General features: G+C 60.0%; 13 protein-coding genes and 1 pseudogene. 4 read left to right on the top strand and 10 right to left on the bottom strand.

Features of this window, described 5'->3' with window-relative positions:
• The first annotated feature begins 142 nt into the window (after positions 1-142).
• The 3 genes from JJB09_RS12260 to JJB09_RS12270 all read left to right on the top strand — a co-directional run bounded on the left by JJB09_RS12260 (position 143) and on the right by JJB09_RS12270 (position 3,078).
• Positions 143-361: a hypothetical protein gene (locus JJB09_RS12260; protein WP_201658191.1), complete on the top strand. Its 219-nt coding sequence runs from the start codon at positions 143-145 to the stop codon at positions 359-361.
• Positions 362-603: 242 nt separating this feature from the next.
• Positions 604-2,505, top strand: coding sequence for an ABCB family ABC transporter ATP-binding protein/permease (locus JJB09_RS12265; RefSeq protein ID WP_201658194.1), 1,902 nt, complete (start codon positions 604-606; stop codon positions 2,503-2,505).
• A gap of 222 nt (positions 2,506-2,727) precedes the next feature.
• Positions 2,728-3,078, top strand: a complete 351-nt coding sequence (locus JJB09_RS12270) for a GNAT family N-acetyltransferase (RefSeq protein ID WP_201658197.1) — start codon at positions 2,728-2,730, stop codon at positions 3,076-3,078.
• 110 nt (positions 3,079-3,188) lie between these two features.
• On the opposite strand, the gene JJB09_RS12275 is transcribed toward JJB09_RS12270, so the two are convergent.
• From JJB09_RS12275 to JJB09_RS12290, 4 genes are all read right to left on the bottom strand, one after another.
• Positions 3,189-4,859 (bottom strand): arylsulfatase, encoded by a 1,671-nt coding sequence (locus tag JJB09_RS12275; RefSeq protein WP_201658199.1) that lies wholly within the window; start codon positions 4,857-4,859, stop codon positions 3,189-3,191.
• Positions 4,860-5,122: 263 nt separating this feature from the next.
• A complete protein-coding gene (locus tag JJB09_RS12280; protein WP_201658201.1) occupies positions 5,123-6,358 on the bottom strand; it encodes a styrene monooxygenase/indole monooxygenase family protein in 1,236 nt (411 codons plus the stop codon).
• Between the two features lie 49 nt (positions 6,359-6,407).
• Positions 6,408-7,193, bottom strand: coding sequence for an SDR family oxidoreductase (locus JJB09_RS12285; protein ID WP_201658203.1), 786 nt, complete (start codon positions 7,191-7,193; stop codon positions 6,408-6,410).
• Positions 7,194-7,258: 65 nt separating this feature from the next.
• A complete protein-coding gene (locus tag JJB09_RS12290) occupies positions 7,259-7,771 on the bottom strand; it encodes a flavin reductase family protein (protein ID WP_201658205.1) in 513 nt (170 codons plus the stop codon).
• Between the two features lie 200 nt (positions 7,772-7,971).
• On the opposite strand from JJB09_RS12290, the gene JJB09_RS12295 reads away from it, so the two are divergent.
• Positions 7,972-8,955: an AraC family transcriptional regulator gene (locus JJB09_RS12295; protein ID WP_201658207.1), complete on the top strand. Its 984-nt coding sequence runs from the start codon at positions 7,972-7,974 to the stop codon at positions 8,953-8,955.
• A 39-nt stretch (positions 8,956-8,994) separates the two neighbouring features.
• Here the strand turns inward: JJB09_RS12295 and JJB09_RS12300 are convergent.
• From JJB09_RS12300 to JJB09_RS12325, 6 genes and pseudogenes are all read right to left on the bottom strand, one after another.
• Positions 8,995-9,482 (bottom strand): annotated as a pseudogene (locus JJB09_RS12300) (VOC family protein).
• 116 nt (positions 9,483-9,598) lie between these two features.
• On the bottom strand, positions 9,599-10,444 hold the full coding sequence (locus JJB09_RS12305) for an ATP-binding cassette domain-containing protein (protein ID WP_201658209.1): 846 nt from the start codon (positions 10,442-10,444) through the stop codon (positions 9,599-9,601).
• 12 nt (positions 10,445-10,456) lie between these two features.
• Positions 10,457-11,317: an ABC transporter ATP-binding protein gene (locus JJB09_RS12310; protein ID WP_201658212.1), complete on the bottom strand. Its 861-nt coding sequence runs from the start codon at positions 11,315-11,317 to the stop codon at positions 10,457-10,459.
• Positions 11,314-12,162 (bottom strand): ABC transporter permease, encoded by an 849-nt coding sequence (locus JJB09_RS12315; RefSeq protein ID WP_201658214.1) that lies wholly within the window; start codon positions 12,160-12,162, stop codon positions 11,314-11,316. Before JJB09_RS12315 ends, JJB09_RS12310 begins: the two co-directional genes overlap by 4 nt.
• Complete coding sequence (locus JJB09_RS12320) at positions 12,155-13,162, bottom strand: ABC transporter permease (protein ID WP_201658217.1); 1,008 nt, start codon at positions 13,160-13,162, stop codon at positions 12,155-12,157. Before JJB09_RS12320 ends, JJB09_RS12315 begins: the two co-directional genes overlap by 8 nt.
• A 251-nt stretch (positions 13,163-13,413) precedes the next feature.
• Positions 13,414-14,946, bottom strand: coding sequence for an ABC transporter substrate-binding protein (locus tag JJB09_RS12325; RefSeq protein ID WP_201658890.1), 1,533 nt, complete (start codon positions 14,944-14,946; stop codon positions 13,414-13,416).
• Positions 14,947-14,976 lie beyond the last annotated feature (30 nt).

Here is a 14,976-nt window from a genome sequence, read left to right on the forward strand (position 1 = left end):
GCGTCATGGTCGCAAACTGCCCCGGCAATGGCCGGTGTCACTATTGGCAGACAGGATTATTGATGTTGGTGCCGGAGGTTTGGGCTTGAGATGGCCCCGACCGGGCGTGTAATGCGGCTGTGCAAAGTGAAGGGACTGAAATATGGGCGACGATGTTACGGAATTGACGGCCCTTCTGAAGGCGATCGCTGAAAGCCCCAAGCGCGACAATACCGTGTATCACAAGGCAATGTCCGAAGCCCGCCAAGCCTTTCAAGACGCGGAGGCCGCCTTGGGCGGGCCGGTTCGCCTCAAGACGAAAACCAAGATGAAGCGCAACGGCGAATTCATCGTGAAGTGGACGTTCAAGCGCGAAAAATGATCGTGTTATGCGATGTCGCAGCTGCACCGGCTACCGCAACAGAATAAATGATCCTGCGACAATGGCACCGTTGCTTGGCCTGAACTGGCCGAGGTGCCTGCGATATTTTCTACGGCTGTTTGCATGGGCGTAATTTTCATGGCTTTGGTTGTGCAAATGGACCTATAAAATGATCCCGGCACACCAAGCGACATTCCGTGGTGGAGCACTGCACGTCTTTTATACGATTTCCGGTGGTTTCAATGGCATCCGATAAGAAGACCGTCTCGGTGGAATCCGGCAAGACCCTCAAGACGATCTATAATCTCTGGCCGTATATGTGGCCTTCGGGGCGGATGGATTTGAAGATGCGGGTTGTCTGGGCCACGCTCTTCCTCCTGCTTTCGAAGATCGTGCTGCTGTCCGTACCCTACTTTTTCAAGTGGTCGACCGATGCGTTGGCCGGCAATCTGGACGCGGCCGGCGACCTGCTTCCGTTCGTGCTGGGCGTGCTGGCTCTGGTGGCGGCCTACAATCTGGCGCGCGTCATCCAGGCCGGGTTCAACCAATTGCGTGATGCGCTGTTTGCCAGCGTCGGCCAATATGCGGTGCGCCAACTTGCCTTGAAGACATTCCTGCATCTGCATCGATTGTCGTTGCGCTTTCATCTGGAACGCCGCACGGGCGGTCTGTCGCGCGCCATCGATCGCGGCACCAAGGGGATCGAGACGATCGTTCGCTTCGTCATCCTCAACAGCATGCCAACGGTCATCGAATTTTCCATGACGGCGGCGATACTCGCCTGGAGCTATGGCTGGAGCTACCTGGCTGTGACCGCGCTGATGATCGCCAGCTACATCTGGTTCACGATCCGGGCGAGCGACTGGCGGATCGATGTTCGACGCAGCATGAATGCTTCCGACGCCGAGGCCAACTCCAAGGCGATCGACTCGCTCTTGAATTTCGAGACCGTCAAGTATTTCGGCAACGAGGAGATGGAGGCCAGGCGCTTCGATCAATCCATGGAGGGCTATGAGAAGGCCGCCACCAAGGTCTCGACCTCGCAAGGCTTGCTGAACTTCGGCCAGGTGGTGATCTTCGCTGCCGGCATGATGACGATGATGACGATGTCCGCGCTTGCGATCCGTGCCGGGACACAGACGGTCGGCGATTTCGTCTTCATCAATGTGCTGCTCATGCAGCTTTCCCTGCCGCTTGGCGTCATCGGTTTTGTCTATAGTGAAGTGCGCCAGGCTCTCGCCAATATCGAACAGATGTTTGACCTGCTTGATATGGATGCGGAGATCGAGGACGCGCCGGGCGCGAAGGAGTTGATGGTCGCATCGGGGGCCATTTCATTCAAGGATGTGCATTTTGCTTACGACAAGGCGCGACCAATTCTCAAAGGCGTTTCCTTCGACGTGCCCGCAGGCCATACGATTGCGGTTGTTGGTCCGTCGGGCGCTGGCAAGTCCACAATTTCGCGGCTGCTCTACAGGTTCTACGATGTGCAGGCAGGCTCCGTCAGCATCGACGGGCAGGATGTGCGTACGGTCACGCAAAAGAGTCTCAGAGCGGCAATCGGCATGGTGCCGCAGGACACCGTGCTGTTCAACGAGACGATTGCCTACAACATCCGCTACGGTCGACCGTCTGCAACGCAGGAGGACGTCGAACGTGCCGCCGAGATCGCTCAGGTCGACCATTTCATCCACAGTCTTCCGGAAGGCTACAAGTCCATGGTGGGCGAGCGCGGGCTGAAGCTCTCGGGGGGAGAAAAGCAGCGCGTTGCGATTGCCCGCACGATCTTGAAGTCGCCGCCGATCTTGATCCTTGACGAAGCGACATCGGCTCTCGATACCCACACCGAGCAGGAAATCCAGGCGGCTCTTGATGAGGTGTCGAAGAACAGAACCACCCTGATTATCGCTCACCGCCTTTCCACGGTGATCAATGCCGACGAGATCATCGTGCTTAAGGATGGCCGTATCGCCGAGCGAGGCAGGCACGCCGAACTTCTCGATCAGAACGGTCTCTATGCCCGCATGTGGAACCGCCAGCGCGAGGCGACGGAAGTCGAGGAGCATTTGACGAAAGTGCGGGCGGAAGACGATCTGGGTGCACTGGCAGACCGAACGAAAAATACCATCGAAAATCGGCCGTAATTGCGTTTGAAAACGCTTGGGATGCCATCGCCGGTATGACTTCTTGGGAACTGGCGGCTTCCTCGTACACCAGGCTGGCATGAAGGTGATCACGCTTTTGGGGCGAGCATGCGCGCAATGAATTCGACCTTCGAACTCCGATTGGCATCTCAGCCCGACTATGAAGCTATTGCCTCCGTATGGCATAGCAGCGCGAGCCTTCCCGGAGTCGGTCCGCCCGTGATGCCGACGCAAAATGAGCTCAGACGGCGCATCGATCTGGAGTTTGCTGCAGGTTGGGAAGTGACGGTCGCGGTTCGCAGGAGTGATGTCATCGGGTTTGTCGCACTCAAGCCGCGGGAAGGTGTTCTCGACCAATTGTTTGTTCGACCCGCCTTGGTCGGAGGCGGTATCGGCAAAGCGTTGCTTGCCCATGCCATGGCTGCCATGCCCAAGGGTTTCACGCTGTTCACGGCGTCGTCCAATGCGAAGGCTCGCATATTTTACGAAAAGGCGGGCCTCATTCCAATGCGTGACGATGCGCATCCGCGGACCGGTCATCCGGTGACTTACTACGGCTGGAAGGTCGTCTGAGTGCTGATTTTCGAAGTGGCGCAATTTAGCATTCGGCGCCGACAGGCCGACGCCGTCATGCGCGGGACAATGGCGCGCGCGAAAAGACGCGCTACCACGTCTACGTCAACTCATTTTCCGACGGAGGTCGGTTGCTGCAGCTTGTCCAGGACATTGCCGAGAGAGAAGCTGCCTGGCTTTTGACGCGGCGGGAATTCCACGTAGGTCTGCAGATGCTGTGCGACGAAGGCCTGCGCCGGTACCAATGCGAAGGCGTGTTCGACCCGCCAGCGATCATAATCTCCCGCATCGACTTGGGCGCGTTCGAATGGGTCGGCTCTTAGATCGATCAGTTTCGGGAAACGAAGTTCGACCAGTGGGTCCTGCCAAACGGCGAGGCCTTCCGCGCGCTGTTCGAGGAATACCAGCTTCCAGCGGTCATATCGCAAGCAGGCAAGATCGCCGCCGTCCGTCCAGTAGAAATACTCCTTGCGGGCTCCTTCACCGGTGCCGGCGAGCAACTCTCGTTGATCATAGCCGTCCAGGTGCACCTTGAAAGTTTTGCCCGCCGCGTCATATCCGGAAAGGAGTTGCTTGGTTATATCCGGATTGCCCGCCGCCGCCACAAGCGTTGGTACAAAGTCCTCATGCGATGTGATGGCATTGATCTGCGTCCCCGGCTTGACGAGGCCCGGCCAGCGTACCAGGCAGGGAACGCGGTATCCGCCTTCCCAGTTGGTGTTCTTCTCGCCCTTGAAAGGGGTGGTGCCACCGTCTGGCCATGAGAAGACCTCTGCACCATTGTCTGTGGTCCAGATGACGATTGTATCTTCGGCGATGCCGAGATCATCCAGTTTCTTGAGGAGTTGGCCGACCATGCCATCAAACTCGACCATGCCGTCCGCTTCGATCCCCAGTCCGGTCTTGCCTTTCGACGCGGCTTTCAGGAATGTGTAGATGTGCATGCGTGTCGAGTTGAACCAGCAGAAGAACGGCTTGTTTGCCGCATGCTGGCGGTCGATGAAGTCCAGAGTCGCACCGAGGAATTCCTCATCCACCGTTTCCATCCGTTTGCGGGTCAGCGGACCTGTGTCCTCAATGGTTTGCATTCCGACTCGGCCGAAACGGGGATCCTCGGAAGGATCGTCCTTGTCCGTCGCCTTGCATTTGAGGACGCCGCGCGGACCAAATTTCGCGCGGAACTCCGGATTCTTCGGGTAGTCGGGGTTCTCCGGCTCATCCTCCGCATTCAGATGGTAGAGGTTGCCGAAGAACTCGTCGAATCCATGGACGGTTGGCAGAAACTCATTTCGGTCGCCCAGGTGGTTTTTGCCGAATTGGCCGCACATGTAGCCTTGCGGCTTGAGCAGTTCGGCAAGGGTCGGATCCTTTGCGGACAATCCTTCCTTCGCGCCGGGCAAGCCCACCTTGAGAAGCCCCGTCCGGAAACAGGACTGCCCGGTGATGAATGCGGCGCGTCCCGCGGTGCACGACTGCTGCGCATAGTGATCGGTGAAGATCGCGCCTTCCTTGGCAATGCGATCGATATTTGGAGTTCGATAGCCCATCATGCCCTGGTTGTAGGCACTCGTATTCCAGAATCCGATGTCGTCCCCGAAGATGACGAGGATGTTCGGCTTCTTGCCTGACGGCGCAGCAGCCTGTGCGTAAGCTGCTGCAGTTTGCGCCATGTTAATTGCGGCCGCCCCGACTGCGAATGCAGTCGTCGCCTTGAGCAGATTTCTTCGGGTTACCGGTGGTGACGCGGTTCTATCCTGCGTCGATATGCCGATATCGCTCATTGCATGCCTCCCTTGCGTTTGATGAACTGCAATGCGGATGCTGAATGCGCATAGACTTGCGAGCTGAGCGGCAAAATTACCCAGCCGACGGAAAATCAAAATCCAAGTCGGGGATGGAGGCAAGTACGTTACGGTAACACAGGGTCAAATAAAGCCGGAAAGCGAGGCCTGACCGGACTGTCGGAGCGAGGATCGGTTGCCTCGGAAAATAAAAACCCGCCGGATCGCTCCGGCGGGTCGCTATGTGTGATTGTATCGGTTGATCAGGCCGCGAGCTTCTGCAGGTAGGCGTCTGCTTCTTCCGGAATGGCAAACCACGGGAAGAAATCGACCGGGTTGTTGAAGCCGTTGGCGATACGCTTGGCGAGTGCCGGAAAGGCCTGGGCCGAACCCATGATGTTGAGCACGTGTGGCGGTGGCGGCTGCAGCAGGGCATTGGTCCAGCCGACTACGAACTGGGCGTAGTTCCAGTACGTGTCGAAGGTCGCCTGCATGAAGGCGGCGTCGTAGGGCCGGTCGCCATGTGCAAGGATCGCATCCATATAGGCCTTGGCGGCCTTGGAAGCGTTGTTGGACCCCTGACCGGTGATCGGGTCGTTCAGGCATACGGCATCGGCCATGCCGAGCACGATTGCGCCCGATGGCAGCCTGCCGATCGGCTTGCGGACGGTGGGCGCGAAAGCGCCTGCCAGAATGCCGTTGTCGTCAGTCAACTCGATGTTGCGGCAGCGCTCGGCTTCCCACGGCAGGAAGGTATCGAGGATCCACTTGGACTTGGCCAGATGTTCCTCGGGCGTCTTCACATCCTTCCAGCAGTCCATAGGGCCGCCCGGAATGCCTTCGAGAACCATGATCTCGCAGGGACCGGTTGTCGTCAGTGCCGGAAACACGAAATACTCGCCAACCGTCGGGATCAGATTGAAGGCGACAGCGGAATGTTCCGGGCGTGGGGTCATGCCGGTCACATAGGTGAGCGCAAGCGCGCGCTGCGGCTTGTCGAACGGCGATTTTTCGGCATCGCGCTCGAACAGCTTGGCAATATCGCCCTTGCCCGCGGCAACGATCACGAGGTCCGACGACTTGGCATACTTTTCCAAATCCTCGATGCCAGCATCAAGAATGGTCATCTGGCCGCCGCGTTTTTCGAACTCGGTCATCCAGACCGGAATCTTGACGCGCTGGTCGACGCTCTGGGCATATTTGTCGAGCTTGCCGTTCCAGTCGATTGCCTTGGTGCCGGAACCGTCCGGAGCCGGAACGACGAAATTGATCGAGTCGACCGTCGGGCATTCCTTCTCCCAGAAGTTCAGCCCGAGGTCGCGCTCGTTCTGCAGCGCCTGATCGAACATGCACTGGCTGGACAACACCTTGCCGGTGCGGACCTGTTCTGCCGTGCGGTTCTGGACGATTTCGACTTCGTAGCCGTTTGACAGCAGGCCGCAGCCGAGCTGCAAACCTGACTGGCCACCGCCGACGATGGTAATCTTGCGTTTTGTCATGGTTTTATTCCCCATTTGTTTTGACGTTCGATGGCAAAAACTGAATTCTCTATTCCATCAGCTTCGGGATGGCCGGGACGTTCTGTTCCGGGCCCATGGCCGTGTAGCCGCCATCGACGCAGATATCCGTGCCGGTGACGAAACTTGCATTGTCGGACAGCAGGAAGGCGATGGCTTCGGCGACTTCCTCCGGATTGCCGGTGCGGCCGAGCATATGGAAGGGGGCGGCGACCTTGTCAGTCTTTTCGCGATTGCCGTTGGTCAGCTGCACCATGATGTTGCTCCAAGTCCAGCCCGGCGAAACGGCGTTGACGCGGATGCCGTCCGGCGCCAGGTCCATAGCCTGGTTGCGGGTTAGCTGTAGGATGGCAGCCTTGGAAACCGGATAGACCCAGCGGCCGGTCTGCGCGACGCGTGCCGAAATCGAGCCGAAATTGACGATGGCGCCCTTGTTGGCCGCAAGATGCGGACGCGCTGCCTGCATCAGCATCACGGAGCTGACGATGTTGACGTCGAGCGCCTTCAGCCAATCCGAGCGGGTGGTTTCAGCGCCGTTGTCGAGATAGGTGCAGGCAACATTGACGAGAAAGTCGAGCCGGCCGGTCGTCTCCACCGTCTTGGCGACAAGCGCTGCGATGTCGTCGTCATTGGTGACGTCGGTCCTGATGAAGCTGGCATTCGCGCCGAGACGGGCGGCGACGTCGGTACCGTCTTTTTCATTGATGTCGGCGATCACCACCTTGGTGCCGTAGCCGATCAGTGTCTTGGCCACGCCCTCGCCAATCAGTGTCGCACCGCCGGAGACAATTGCAGTCTTTCCGCTTAATCCACGCATGGAGTTCCCCATCCTTTTTGTTAGATTTGAACCGTAAGGCAATAATTTGTATTGCTAATATATAATCAGGCGCTCTGCAGCAGCGGCATTTCCGGATGCGTCGTGGTAAAGGCGCCGCCCACATAGACGAGTGGCTCGGCCGCGCTGTTGTCGCTCACCGTCTTTTGCACCCTGCCAATCAGAATAACATGGGTTGCGAAATCTACAGCCTGTTCCAGTTCGCAATCGAAACTGGCAATCGCGCCCTCGAGTACCGGTGCCCCGGTCTGGGCATCCGACCAGCCGCCCACCTGAAACCGGTCGGTCGCCGATAGCTCTGTTCGTCCGGCAAACGTCTCGGCGACCGATTGTTGGTCGCGGGCGAGAACGTTGACGCAGAAATTTTTGCTCTCAGGAGCGAACTGGCCGACCCAGGTTTCGCGATTGATGCAGGCGATAACGGAGGGAGGGTCGACAGTAAGCGAACATACAGCGGTGGCTGTGACGCCGCGCGGCTCGCCATTGACGCCGCGCGTGGTGACGATAGTCACCGCACCGGCAACCTGGCGCATCGCCGACCTAAACAGATTCTTGTCCATGGCGCTCTTCCTCCTGACCGCGTGGGACTTCATTCGCTCCAGATCCGACTTCCATTCAGTTTAGATCTAAAGTATGTTGATGATCCGTCCGAAAGGCCTGCTTCGCAATCCACATTGCGCGGGCCGTGATCCAGATCCGGCAAGCCGGGGCATCTGGCCGGGACCATTGATATCGTCGCAGAATTGCGGAGTGAATGCCGATGCAGACACAGAACGTGCCGCTATCCCGCTTTCCGGCAGTGGATACCCATGCGCCGGACGATGCGCGCGAAGCAATCGGCCGTATTTTCTGTCCGCATTTCCTCAGTCCGGTCGAGCGCAATCCTAGGGCGTTTCACGCCCGTCACCATACGGTGGAGCAGGCGGACTATTCGGTCAATTTCGTCAGCTACGGCGCCACCGTCGATATCGATCCCGGCGAACTGTCGCGGTTCTTCCTGCTGCAGATACCGATTGAGGGTGCCGCACGGGTTCGCTGCGGCACGGTGTCGACCGATGTTGTGTCGGGGCAGTCGGCTTCGTTGCTTTCACCGACTCTGCCGACGCGCATGACCTGGCAGGAGGGCTGCGAAAAACTCATCCTGCTGGTTCGTCGTGAGGCGGTCGAAGCGCAGTTTCAGGCGCTGACGCATGAAGTCGGTCGGGATATCGAGTTCGATCCGAGGATTGATTTGAGCGCGCCGATGGGGCAGGCCCTGTGGCGGCACAGCATGATGATGCTGGCTGCGGCGGAAGAGCCAGGGGCAACGCCGCGCGCCTACCAGATTCTGTTGCGCGACGGTTTGACGACGTTGTTGCTGACAGGCTTTGCCAACAACCGCAGCCGTGCTTTTTCAAGCCCTGCGCCAACCGCGGGCCCAAGCGCCGTCATGCGCGCCAAGGAGTTCATCCGGGCAAATGCCGCCCGGGCTGTTTCCATGGAGGAGGTGGCCGCCGCCGCTGGCGTGTCGCTTCGCTCATTGCAGGACAGCTACAAGCGCAGTCAGGGTTTGACGCTCGGCGAGGGGCTTCTCGATGCTCGATTGATTTGCTTTCGGGAGGGATTGCTGGCCGCAGGGCCGAGCGCGACGGTTGCGGAAATCGCGTTCGCTGCCGGCTTCGGTCATCTCGGTCGCGCCGCTGCCGCCTATCGCGCGCGTTTCGGCGAAACGCCGTCGGAAACGCTACGCCGGCGCAAGCAATAGGAAGCGGATCTTTGACGATCCGCTTCGCAATCGAGAAATCTACTTTGACGGATTCTTGGGATCCCAGAGCTTGGTTTCGGCATCCTTTTCGTATGCCATGCCTTTGGGATAGCTGATCGCTTCGAACTGCAAACCCCAGGGTGCCTGGAAATAGAGGATCGTCTGGCCGGCAGCCGGTCCATCGTTTATCGGCAGCGGCCCAAGTCTGGTGGCAACGCCCTTTTCGTCGAGATACTTTTTCGCTGCCGCTACGTCGTCGACATAGAGCGCTATGTGGAACGCGCCAATGTCGCTGTTCTTCTGCTGAAGGTCCCGCTGCCTTTGTCATCGGCGAATGGGCCGAAAGACATGGCCGTCTTGCAGCCGACGACATTCTCGAGGAAATCCACCGCCTGTTTCATGTCGGGGACGGTAATCCTGGTATGGTCATGTCCGCGCAAGCCGGGAAGCGAATCCGCTGATGCGGCGGTTCCCAGTCCCAATAGAAATGCCGATGCTGCAAGAGACAGCGAGAATATGTGCTTCATGCTAGGTCCTCCACCAAAATGCGGGCACAGTTCTGCAATCCGCCGGCGCCCGCGCGGCCGACGTGAAAACAACCGGCAATTACCCTTGATGTCCGCCCCTTGAGGCGGACTATTCGCTAAGCGTTGGCCGCTTCATCGACAGCGCTCTTGCGCTCCAGCCATTCCGGATCGATTTCCGGCAGCGGGATGGCGTCGAGCAGGGCCTTGGTGTAGTCGGATTTAGGGGCCGCGTAGACATCGTCGCAACGGCCCTCCTCCACCACCTTGCCGAAGCGAAGCACGTAGATGCGGTCGCAGACGGCGCGGATGACCGACAGGTCGTGGCTGATGAAGGCCATGGCCAGGCCGAGTTCGCGCGACAGGTCCTTCAGCAGGTTGAGCGCTTCGGCCTGGGTGGAGACATCGAGGCCGGAGACGATTTCATCGGCGAGCACGAAATCGGGTTCGAGCAGGGCGGCGCGGGCAATGCCGACGCGCTGGCGCTGGCCGCCGGACAGCTCGTGCGGATTGCGATCAAGTGCGGCCTTCGGCAGCTTGAAGCGGTCGAGGAGTTTTGTCACGCGCGTCTCGGCATCCCGCGCGTTGGCGGCCACCTTGTGCAGCAGCATCGGCTCGACAAGGATCCGCCGCACCGAGTGGCGCGGATTGAGCGAGGCCATTGGGTCCTGGAAGATCATCTGCATGCGCCGCCGGAGCGGCCGCATCTGATCGTCACCGAGACGGGTGATGTCACGTCCGTCGAAGTGAATTTCTCCGGCGGAGGTGTCGACCAACCGCAGCAACGCGCGGCCGAGCGTCGTCTTGCCGGAACCGGATTCGCCGACGATGCCAATGGTTTCGCCACGCTTGATGTTGATATCGACGCCGTGCAGCACCTTGTGGCCGCCCTTGCGCGCACCGAGCAGGCGGCTTGCGCCATAGGTCACTTCAATTCCGCGAGCGATGAGCAGATCTTCAGACATGGACGAAAATCCTCACTTGATGCCGATCTCGGCGCGCAACTGTTCGAACACCGCCTGCGGTACCGGCTCGAGGCCCGCTTCAGGACGATCGTAGCGCGGGCCGGCGGCCATCAGCGCCCGGGTGTAGATGTGTTTGGGGTTCTGCAGGACGTCAGCCGTCGAGCCCTGCTCAATGACCTTGCCGGCATAGAGCAGCGTGACGCTGTCGCAGATCTGGGCAACGACGCCGAGGTCGTGAGTGACGAAGATCACCCCGGTGCCTGTCTGGCGCTGCATGCCGCGGATCAGCCTGAGAATCTGTTTTTGTACGGTGACGTCGAGCGCGGTGGTCGGCTCGTCGGCGACGACGAGTTTCGGGTCGAGCGCAAACGCCGCCGCGATCAGCACACGCTGGCGCATGCCGCCAGACAGTTCGTGCGGATAGGCCTTGAGCACCCGCTCGGGATCGCGGATGTGCACTTCGGCCAGCAGCGCCAGCGCCTTGTCGTGGGCCGCCTGCTTCGACATGCCACGGCGCATTCTGAGCCCATCGGTCAATTGCGCCTCGATGCGCCGGCCGGGATTGAGGGCGGTCTGCGGGTCCTGCGGGATCAGCGCAATATCCTCGCCCATGACGTCGCGCAATTCGCGCGCCGGCATGGTCAGGAGGTCGCGGTCTTCAAAGCGGATGGCGCCTGACGTGACGCGCACCGTGCGGGGAAGAATGCCGAGCAGCGCCTTGGCGATGGTCGATTTGCCCGCACCGCTTTCGCCGACAAGCCCACGGACTTCGCCGCGGTTGAGGGTCAGCGACACGTCGCGCAGGATGGGCGAGCCGCCGTCGCGGTCGGAAACCGCCGATAGGCCTGATATGGTGAGCAAAGTATCGGTCATCGGCGCATCATCGGGTCAAGGGCGCGGCGCAGGCCGTCGCCGAGCTGGTTGAAGGCAAGGACGGTGGCGAACAGCACCACCAGTGGTGCGACCAGCACCCACCAGCCGTGATGAACGATCTGCCGGCCTTGCGCGATCATGCCGCCCCAGGTCGGGGTGTCTGACGAGACCGACAGGCCGACGAAGGACAGGATCGCTTCGACGATGACGGCAATGCCCATTTCGAGGCTGACCAGCGCGATCAGCACCGGGGCGACATTCGGCAATACTTCCCGCATCAGGATGGTGAAGGAGGGAAAGCCGATGGTCTTGGCGGCCGTCACGTAGTCCTGGCTGGCCTGCGCCATGGTTTCGGAGCGGACGACACGGCAGAAGCGGGTCCAGTCGATGATGACGATCGCCGCGATCACCGAATGCACGCCCGAGCCGAACACGGCCACCAGCAGGATCGACAGCAGCACCGGCGGAAACGCCATCCAGATATCGACCAGACGCGAGATGACCACATCGACCCAGCCGCGGTACCAGCCGGCGAGCAGGCCGAGCGTGGTGCCGACCAGCGCCGAAAGTCCGGCTGCGACGAAGGCGACGATCAGCGCGATGCGGCTGCCATAGATAAGCCGGGAAAGCACGTCGCGGCCGAGATCGTCAGTGCCGAACCAGTAGCCCGGCTCAGCGCCGGCATTGCCCGCCGGCGGCAGCGTTCCCAGCATCAGGTCCTGCTCGAGCGGATCCTTCGGCGCCAGATAAGGCGCGAAGATCGCCACGAGAATGAGCAGCAGAATGAAGCCGCCGCCGATGACGGCCTTGGGTTCTGCAAGAATCGAGCGCAAAGTCTTAGCCATGCCGAAGCCTCGGATTGAAGGCCGCGACCAGCAGGTCGACCAGCAGGTTGATGACGATGAACAGCGCGCCGAACACCAGGACAAGCCCCTGGATCAACGGCAGGTCGCGATTGATGACCGCATCGATCGCCATGTTGCCGATGCCCGGATAGGCGAAGATGCGCTCGACGATAACCGTGCCGCCGATGAGGAAGGTGAACTGCACGCCGGTGAGCGCAATGGTCGGGCCGACGGCGTTTCGAAGCGCCTCCTGCAGCACCAGCCTGAGCGTCGACTTGCCCTTCAGCCGTGCCAGCAGTACGTAGTCCTGCACCATGGCTTCCAGCAGCGCTTCCTTGAGCACGCGGGCGATGATGGCCGCGAGCGGAAGGCCCAGCGCCAGCACCGGCATGGTCATATGCGCGAGGAGATTGCCGAACACGGCGAATTTGAAAGTAACCAGGCTTTCGATGAGGTAGAATGGCGTCGAGAAATCCACCTGCAAGCCGGGATCGAGACGACCCGACAGCGGCAGCACCGGCAGGAACACGCCGAGCACCAGCACCAGCGCTAAGGCCCAGACGAAGTCCGGCACCGCCAGCATGATGCCGTTGAAGGTATCGATGACGGGTTCGAAGAAAGTCCGGCGCAGCATGGTGCCGAGCACGGCGATCGCGCCGCCGAGGGCCACGGCGAACACCAGCGCGGCAAACGCCAGCTCCAGCGTCGCTGGCAGCCGTTCGCCGAGCAGTTCGAGGACATCGCGGCGCAGCGAGATCGAGGTGCCGAAATCGCCGACGAGGATGGCTTTGAGCCAGACCCAGAACTGAACCGGCAAGCTTGCGTCGAGCCCGTAATGGGCGCGCAATTGCGCGATCTGCTCGGGACTTGCGCCCGGCGAAATCATCATGGCGATCGGGTCGCCCGGCACGACGCGCAGCAGCACGAACACGATCAGCGCCACGCCGAACAGTGTGATCGCTGCAAGCACCAGCCGGTTAAGGATGGATAGGGCAATCATCAGATTTGCATTCCGGTCGCGCGCGCATCGCGCGAAAAAAGCGTAGCGAAGGACGGCTGATCCAGCAAGGTGCGGCGCGCCATGGAAAAAGACGAGATAACTGAATCTCGAGACAACTGAATCTAATGCCCTTCATCCGGATGCCGACAGCTTCTCTCCCCGTTCAGACGAAGAGCAAGGGCCGGCGATCTCCGAGAAAATTCCCTCTCCCCGTTTGCGGGGAGAGGGTCAGGGTGAGGGGCAAATGTCGATCAGGCCTTGGAAACCTGTATCGGCTGCAGGGCGCCCGAGACGTTCGGGGTCACCTTCAGCGAGGCTTTGTAGACGATCGGCTGGGCATACTGCAGTAGCGGAATGACGTATCCCTGTTCCGCAATATACTTGCAGACAGCCTTCCAGCCGTCGATGCGCTTGGCTTCATCCTTCTCGCCCCAGAGCGGGCCGATCATGCCGTCGAGATCGTCCGTGTTCCACACCGAGTGCGGCGACGGGCCGAACATGGCAAAACCGGTCGAGGTGGTCGGATCGCCGATGGCGTTACCCCAGTTGTAGAAAGCAGCCGGTGCAAGCTGGTCGGCGGCGCGAAGCTCGTAGTGCTTGGCGATTTCATAGACTTCGATTTCCGCCTCGATGCCAACCTTGCGCCACATGCCGACGATCGCCTGGACCATTTCGTAGTCCTTGGGCTTCAGGCCGCGCGTCGTCTGGATCTTGAACTTTGCTGGCTTGTCGGTCGAGTAACCGGAATCCGCCAGCAGCTTCTTGGCCAGTTCGGGGTCGTAGGGCACCTTGATCGACGCGTCGTAGGCCGAGTATTCCGGCGCTTCGAGTGTGTCGAGTGGCACGCCATAACCGCGCAGCAGACGCTTGACGATCGCTTCCTTGTCGATCGCGTGATTGGCGGCAAGACGGACGTTCTTGTCGTTCATCACTTCGATGTTGTTGAGGAAGATCATGCCGATGTCGGAAATCGGAGTCGCCACGCCAGCGAGACCGTCTACCGCCTTCAGGCGGTCGAATTCCTCATAGGGCACTTCGAGCGTGATATCAGACGAACCGGATTCGATTTCGGCAACGCGGCTCGTACCGTCAGGCACGAACTTGAAGATCACGGTTTCGAAGGCCGGCTTGCCGCCATAATAGTTCGGGTTGGCCTTGAGGCGCAGGAAGGCGTTGCCTTCGTAAGCGTCGACCATGTACGGACCGGTGCCGATCGGTGCTTTTTCGAAACCTTCTGCGCCGACCTTTTCGTAATAGGCCTTCGGCAGGATGTATCCCGTCAGGAACGCCATCCACATGAAGTAGGTGGGTTCGAAACGCAGCACGTCGCCGGTGATCTTGTTGCCTTCGATCTTGTAGTTGCCGGCAGTCGACCAGATGAACTGGATGGGGTTGCCGGTCTTTTCGTTGGCTGCGCGTTCGAGCGACCAGACGACGTCTTCCGGCGTAAATGGCGTGCCATCGTGCCAGGTGACGCCTTCGCGCACATCCATCCAGACTTTGGTTTTGTCGTCGTTCCAGCCCCAGGCGGTGAGAAGTCCGGGCTGGAACTTCAGGTCGGGCCCCTGGCCGACATACTGGTCGAAGATCGAACGATAGATTGCCTGGATGGTCGGGTTGACCGCGGACGGTCCAACAGTCGGATCAAAAGAGGGCAGGTTGACGTTATAGGCAATCGTCAAAGTGTCGGTTTCGGCTGCCTGCACGAAATTGCGGCCAGAAAATACGCTGGTCAGAAATGCAGCTGCGCCAAGGCCCAAAGCCTGGCGACGGGAAATATCCATCATGTTGAGCTCCGTCGTTCCCTTGTTTCT

Source organism: Phytoamicus setariae (assembly GCF_016722925.1).
Taxonomy (GTDB): domain Bacteria; phylum Pseudomonadota; class Alphaproteobacteria; order Rhizobiales; family Rhizobiaceae; genus Rhizobium_E; species Rhizobium_E setariae.

What these genes read in the sequence shown, in the direction of transcription:
- JJB09_RS12260 (WP_201658191.1), top strand. Translation starts at nt 143, where the DNA reads ATGGGCGACGATGTTACGGAATTGACGGCCCTTCTGAAGGCGATCGCT.
- JJB09_RS12265 (WP_201658194.1), top strand. Translation starts at nt 604, where the DNA reads ATGGCATCCGATAAGAAGACCGTCTCGGTGGAATCCGGCAAGACCCTC.
- JJB09_RS12270 (WP_201658197.1), top strand. Translation starts at nt 2,728, where the DNA reads ATGCCGACGCAAAATGAGCTCAGACGGCGCATCGATCTGGAGTTTGCT.
- JJB09_RS12275 (WP_201658199.1), bottom strand. Translation starts at nt 4,859, where the DNA reads ATGAGCGATATCGGCATATCGACGCAGGATAGAACCGCGTCACCACCG.
- JJB09_RS12280 (WP_201658201.1), bottom strand. Translation starts at nt 6,358, where the DNA reads ATGACAAAACGCAAGATTACCATCGTCGGCGGTGGCCAGTCAGGTTTG.
- JJB09_RS12285 (WP_201658203.1), bottom strand. Translation starts at nt 7,193, where the DNA reads ATGCGTGGATTAAGCGGAAAGACTGCAATTGTCTCCGGCGGTGCGACA.
- JJB09_RS12290 (WP_201658205.1), bottom strand. Translation starts at nt 7,771, where the DNA reads ATGGACAAGAATCTGTTTAGGTCGGCGATGCGCCAGGTTGCCGGTGCG.
- JJB09_RS12295 (WP_201658207.1), top strand. Translation starts at nt 7,972, where the DNA reads ATGCAGACACAGAACGTGCCGCTATCCCGCTTTCCGGCAGTGGATACC.
- JJB09_RS12305 (WP_201658209.1), bottom strand. Translation starts at nt 10,444, where the DNA reads ATGTCTGAAGATCTGCTCATCGCTCGCGGAATTGAAGTGACCTATGGC.
- JJB09_RS12310 (WP_201658212.1), bottom strand. Translation starts at nt 11,317, where the DNA reads ATGACCGATACTTTGCTCACCATATCAGGCCTATCGGCGGTTTCCGAC.
- JJB09_RS12315 (WP_201658214.1), bottom strand. Translation starts at nt 12,162, where the DNA reads ATGGCTAAGACTTTGCGCTCGATTCTTGCAGAACCCAAGGCCGTCATC.
- JJB09_RS12320 (WP_201658217.1), bottom strand. Translation starts at nt 13,162, where the DNA reads ATGATTGCCCTATCCATCCTTAACCGGCTGGTGCTTGCAGCGATCACA.
- JJB09_RS12325 (WP_201658890.1), bottom strand. Translation starts at nt 14,946, where the DNA reads ATGGATATTTCCCGTCGCCAGGCTTTGGGCCTTGGCGCAGCTGCATTT.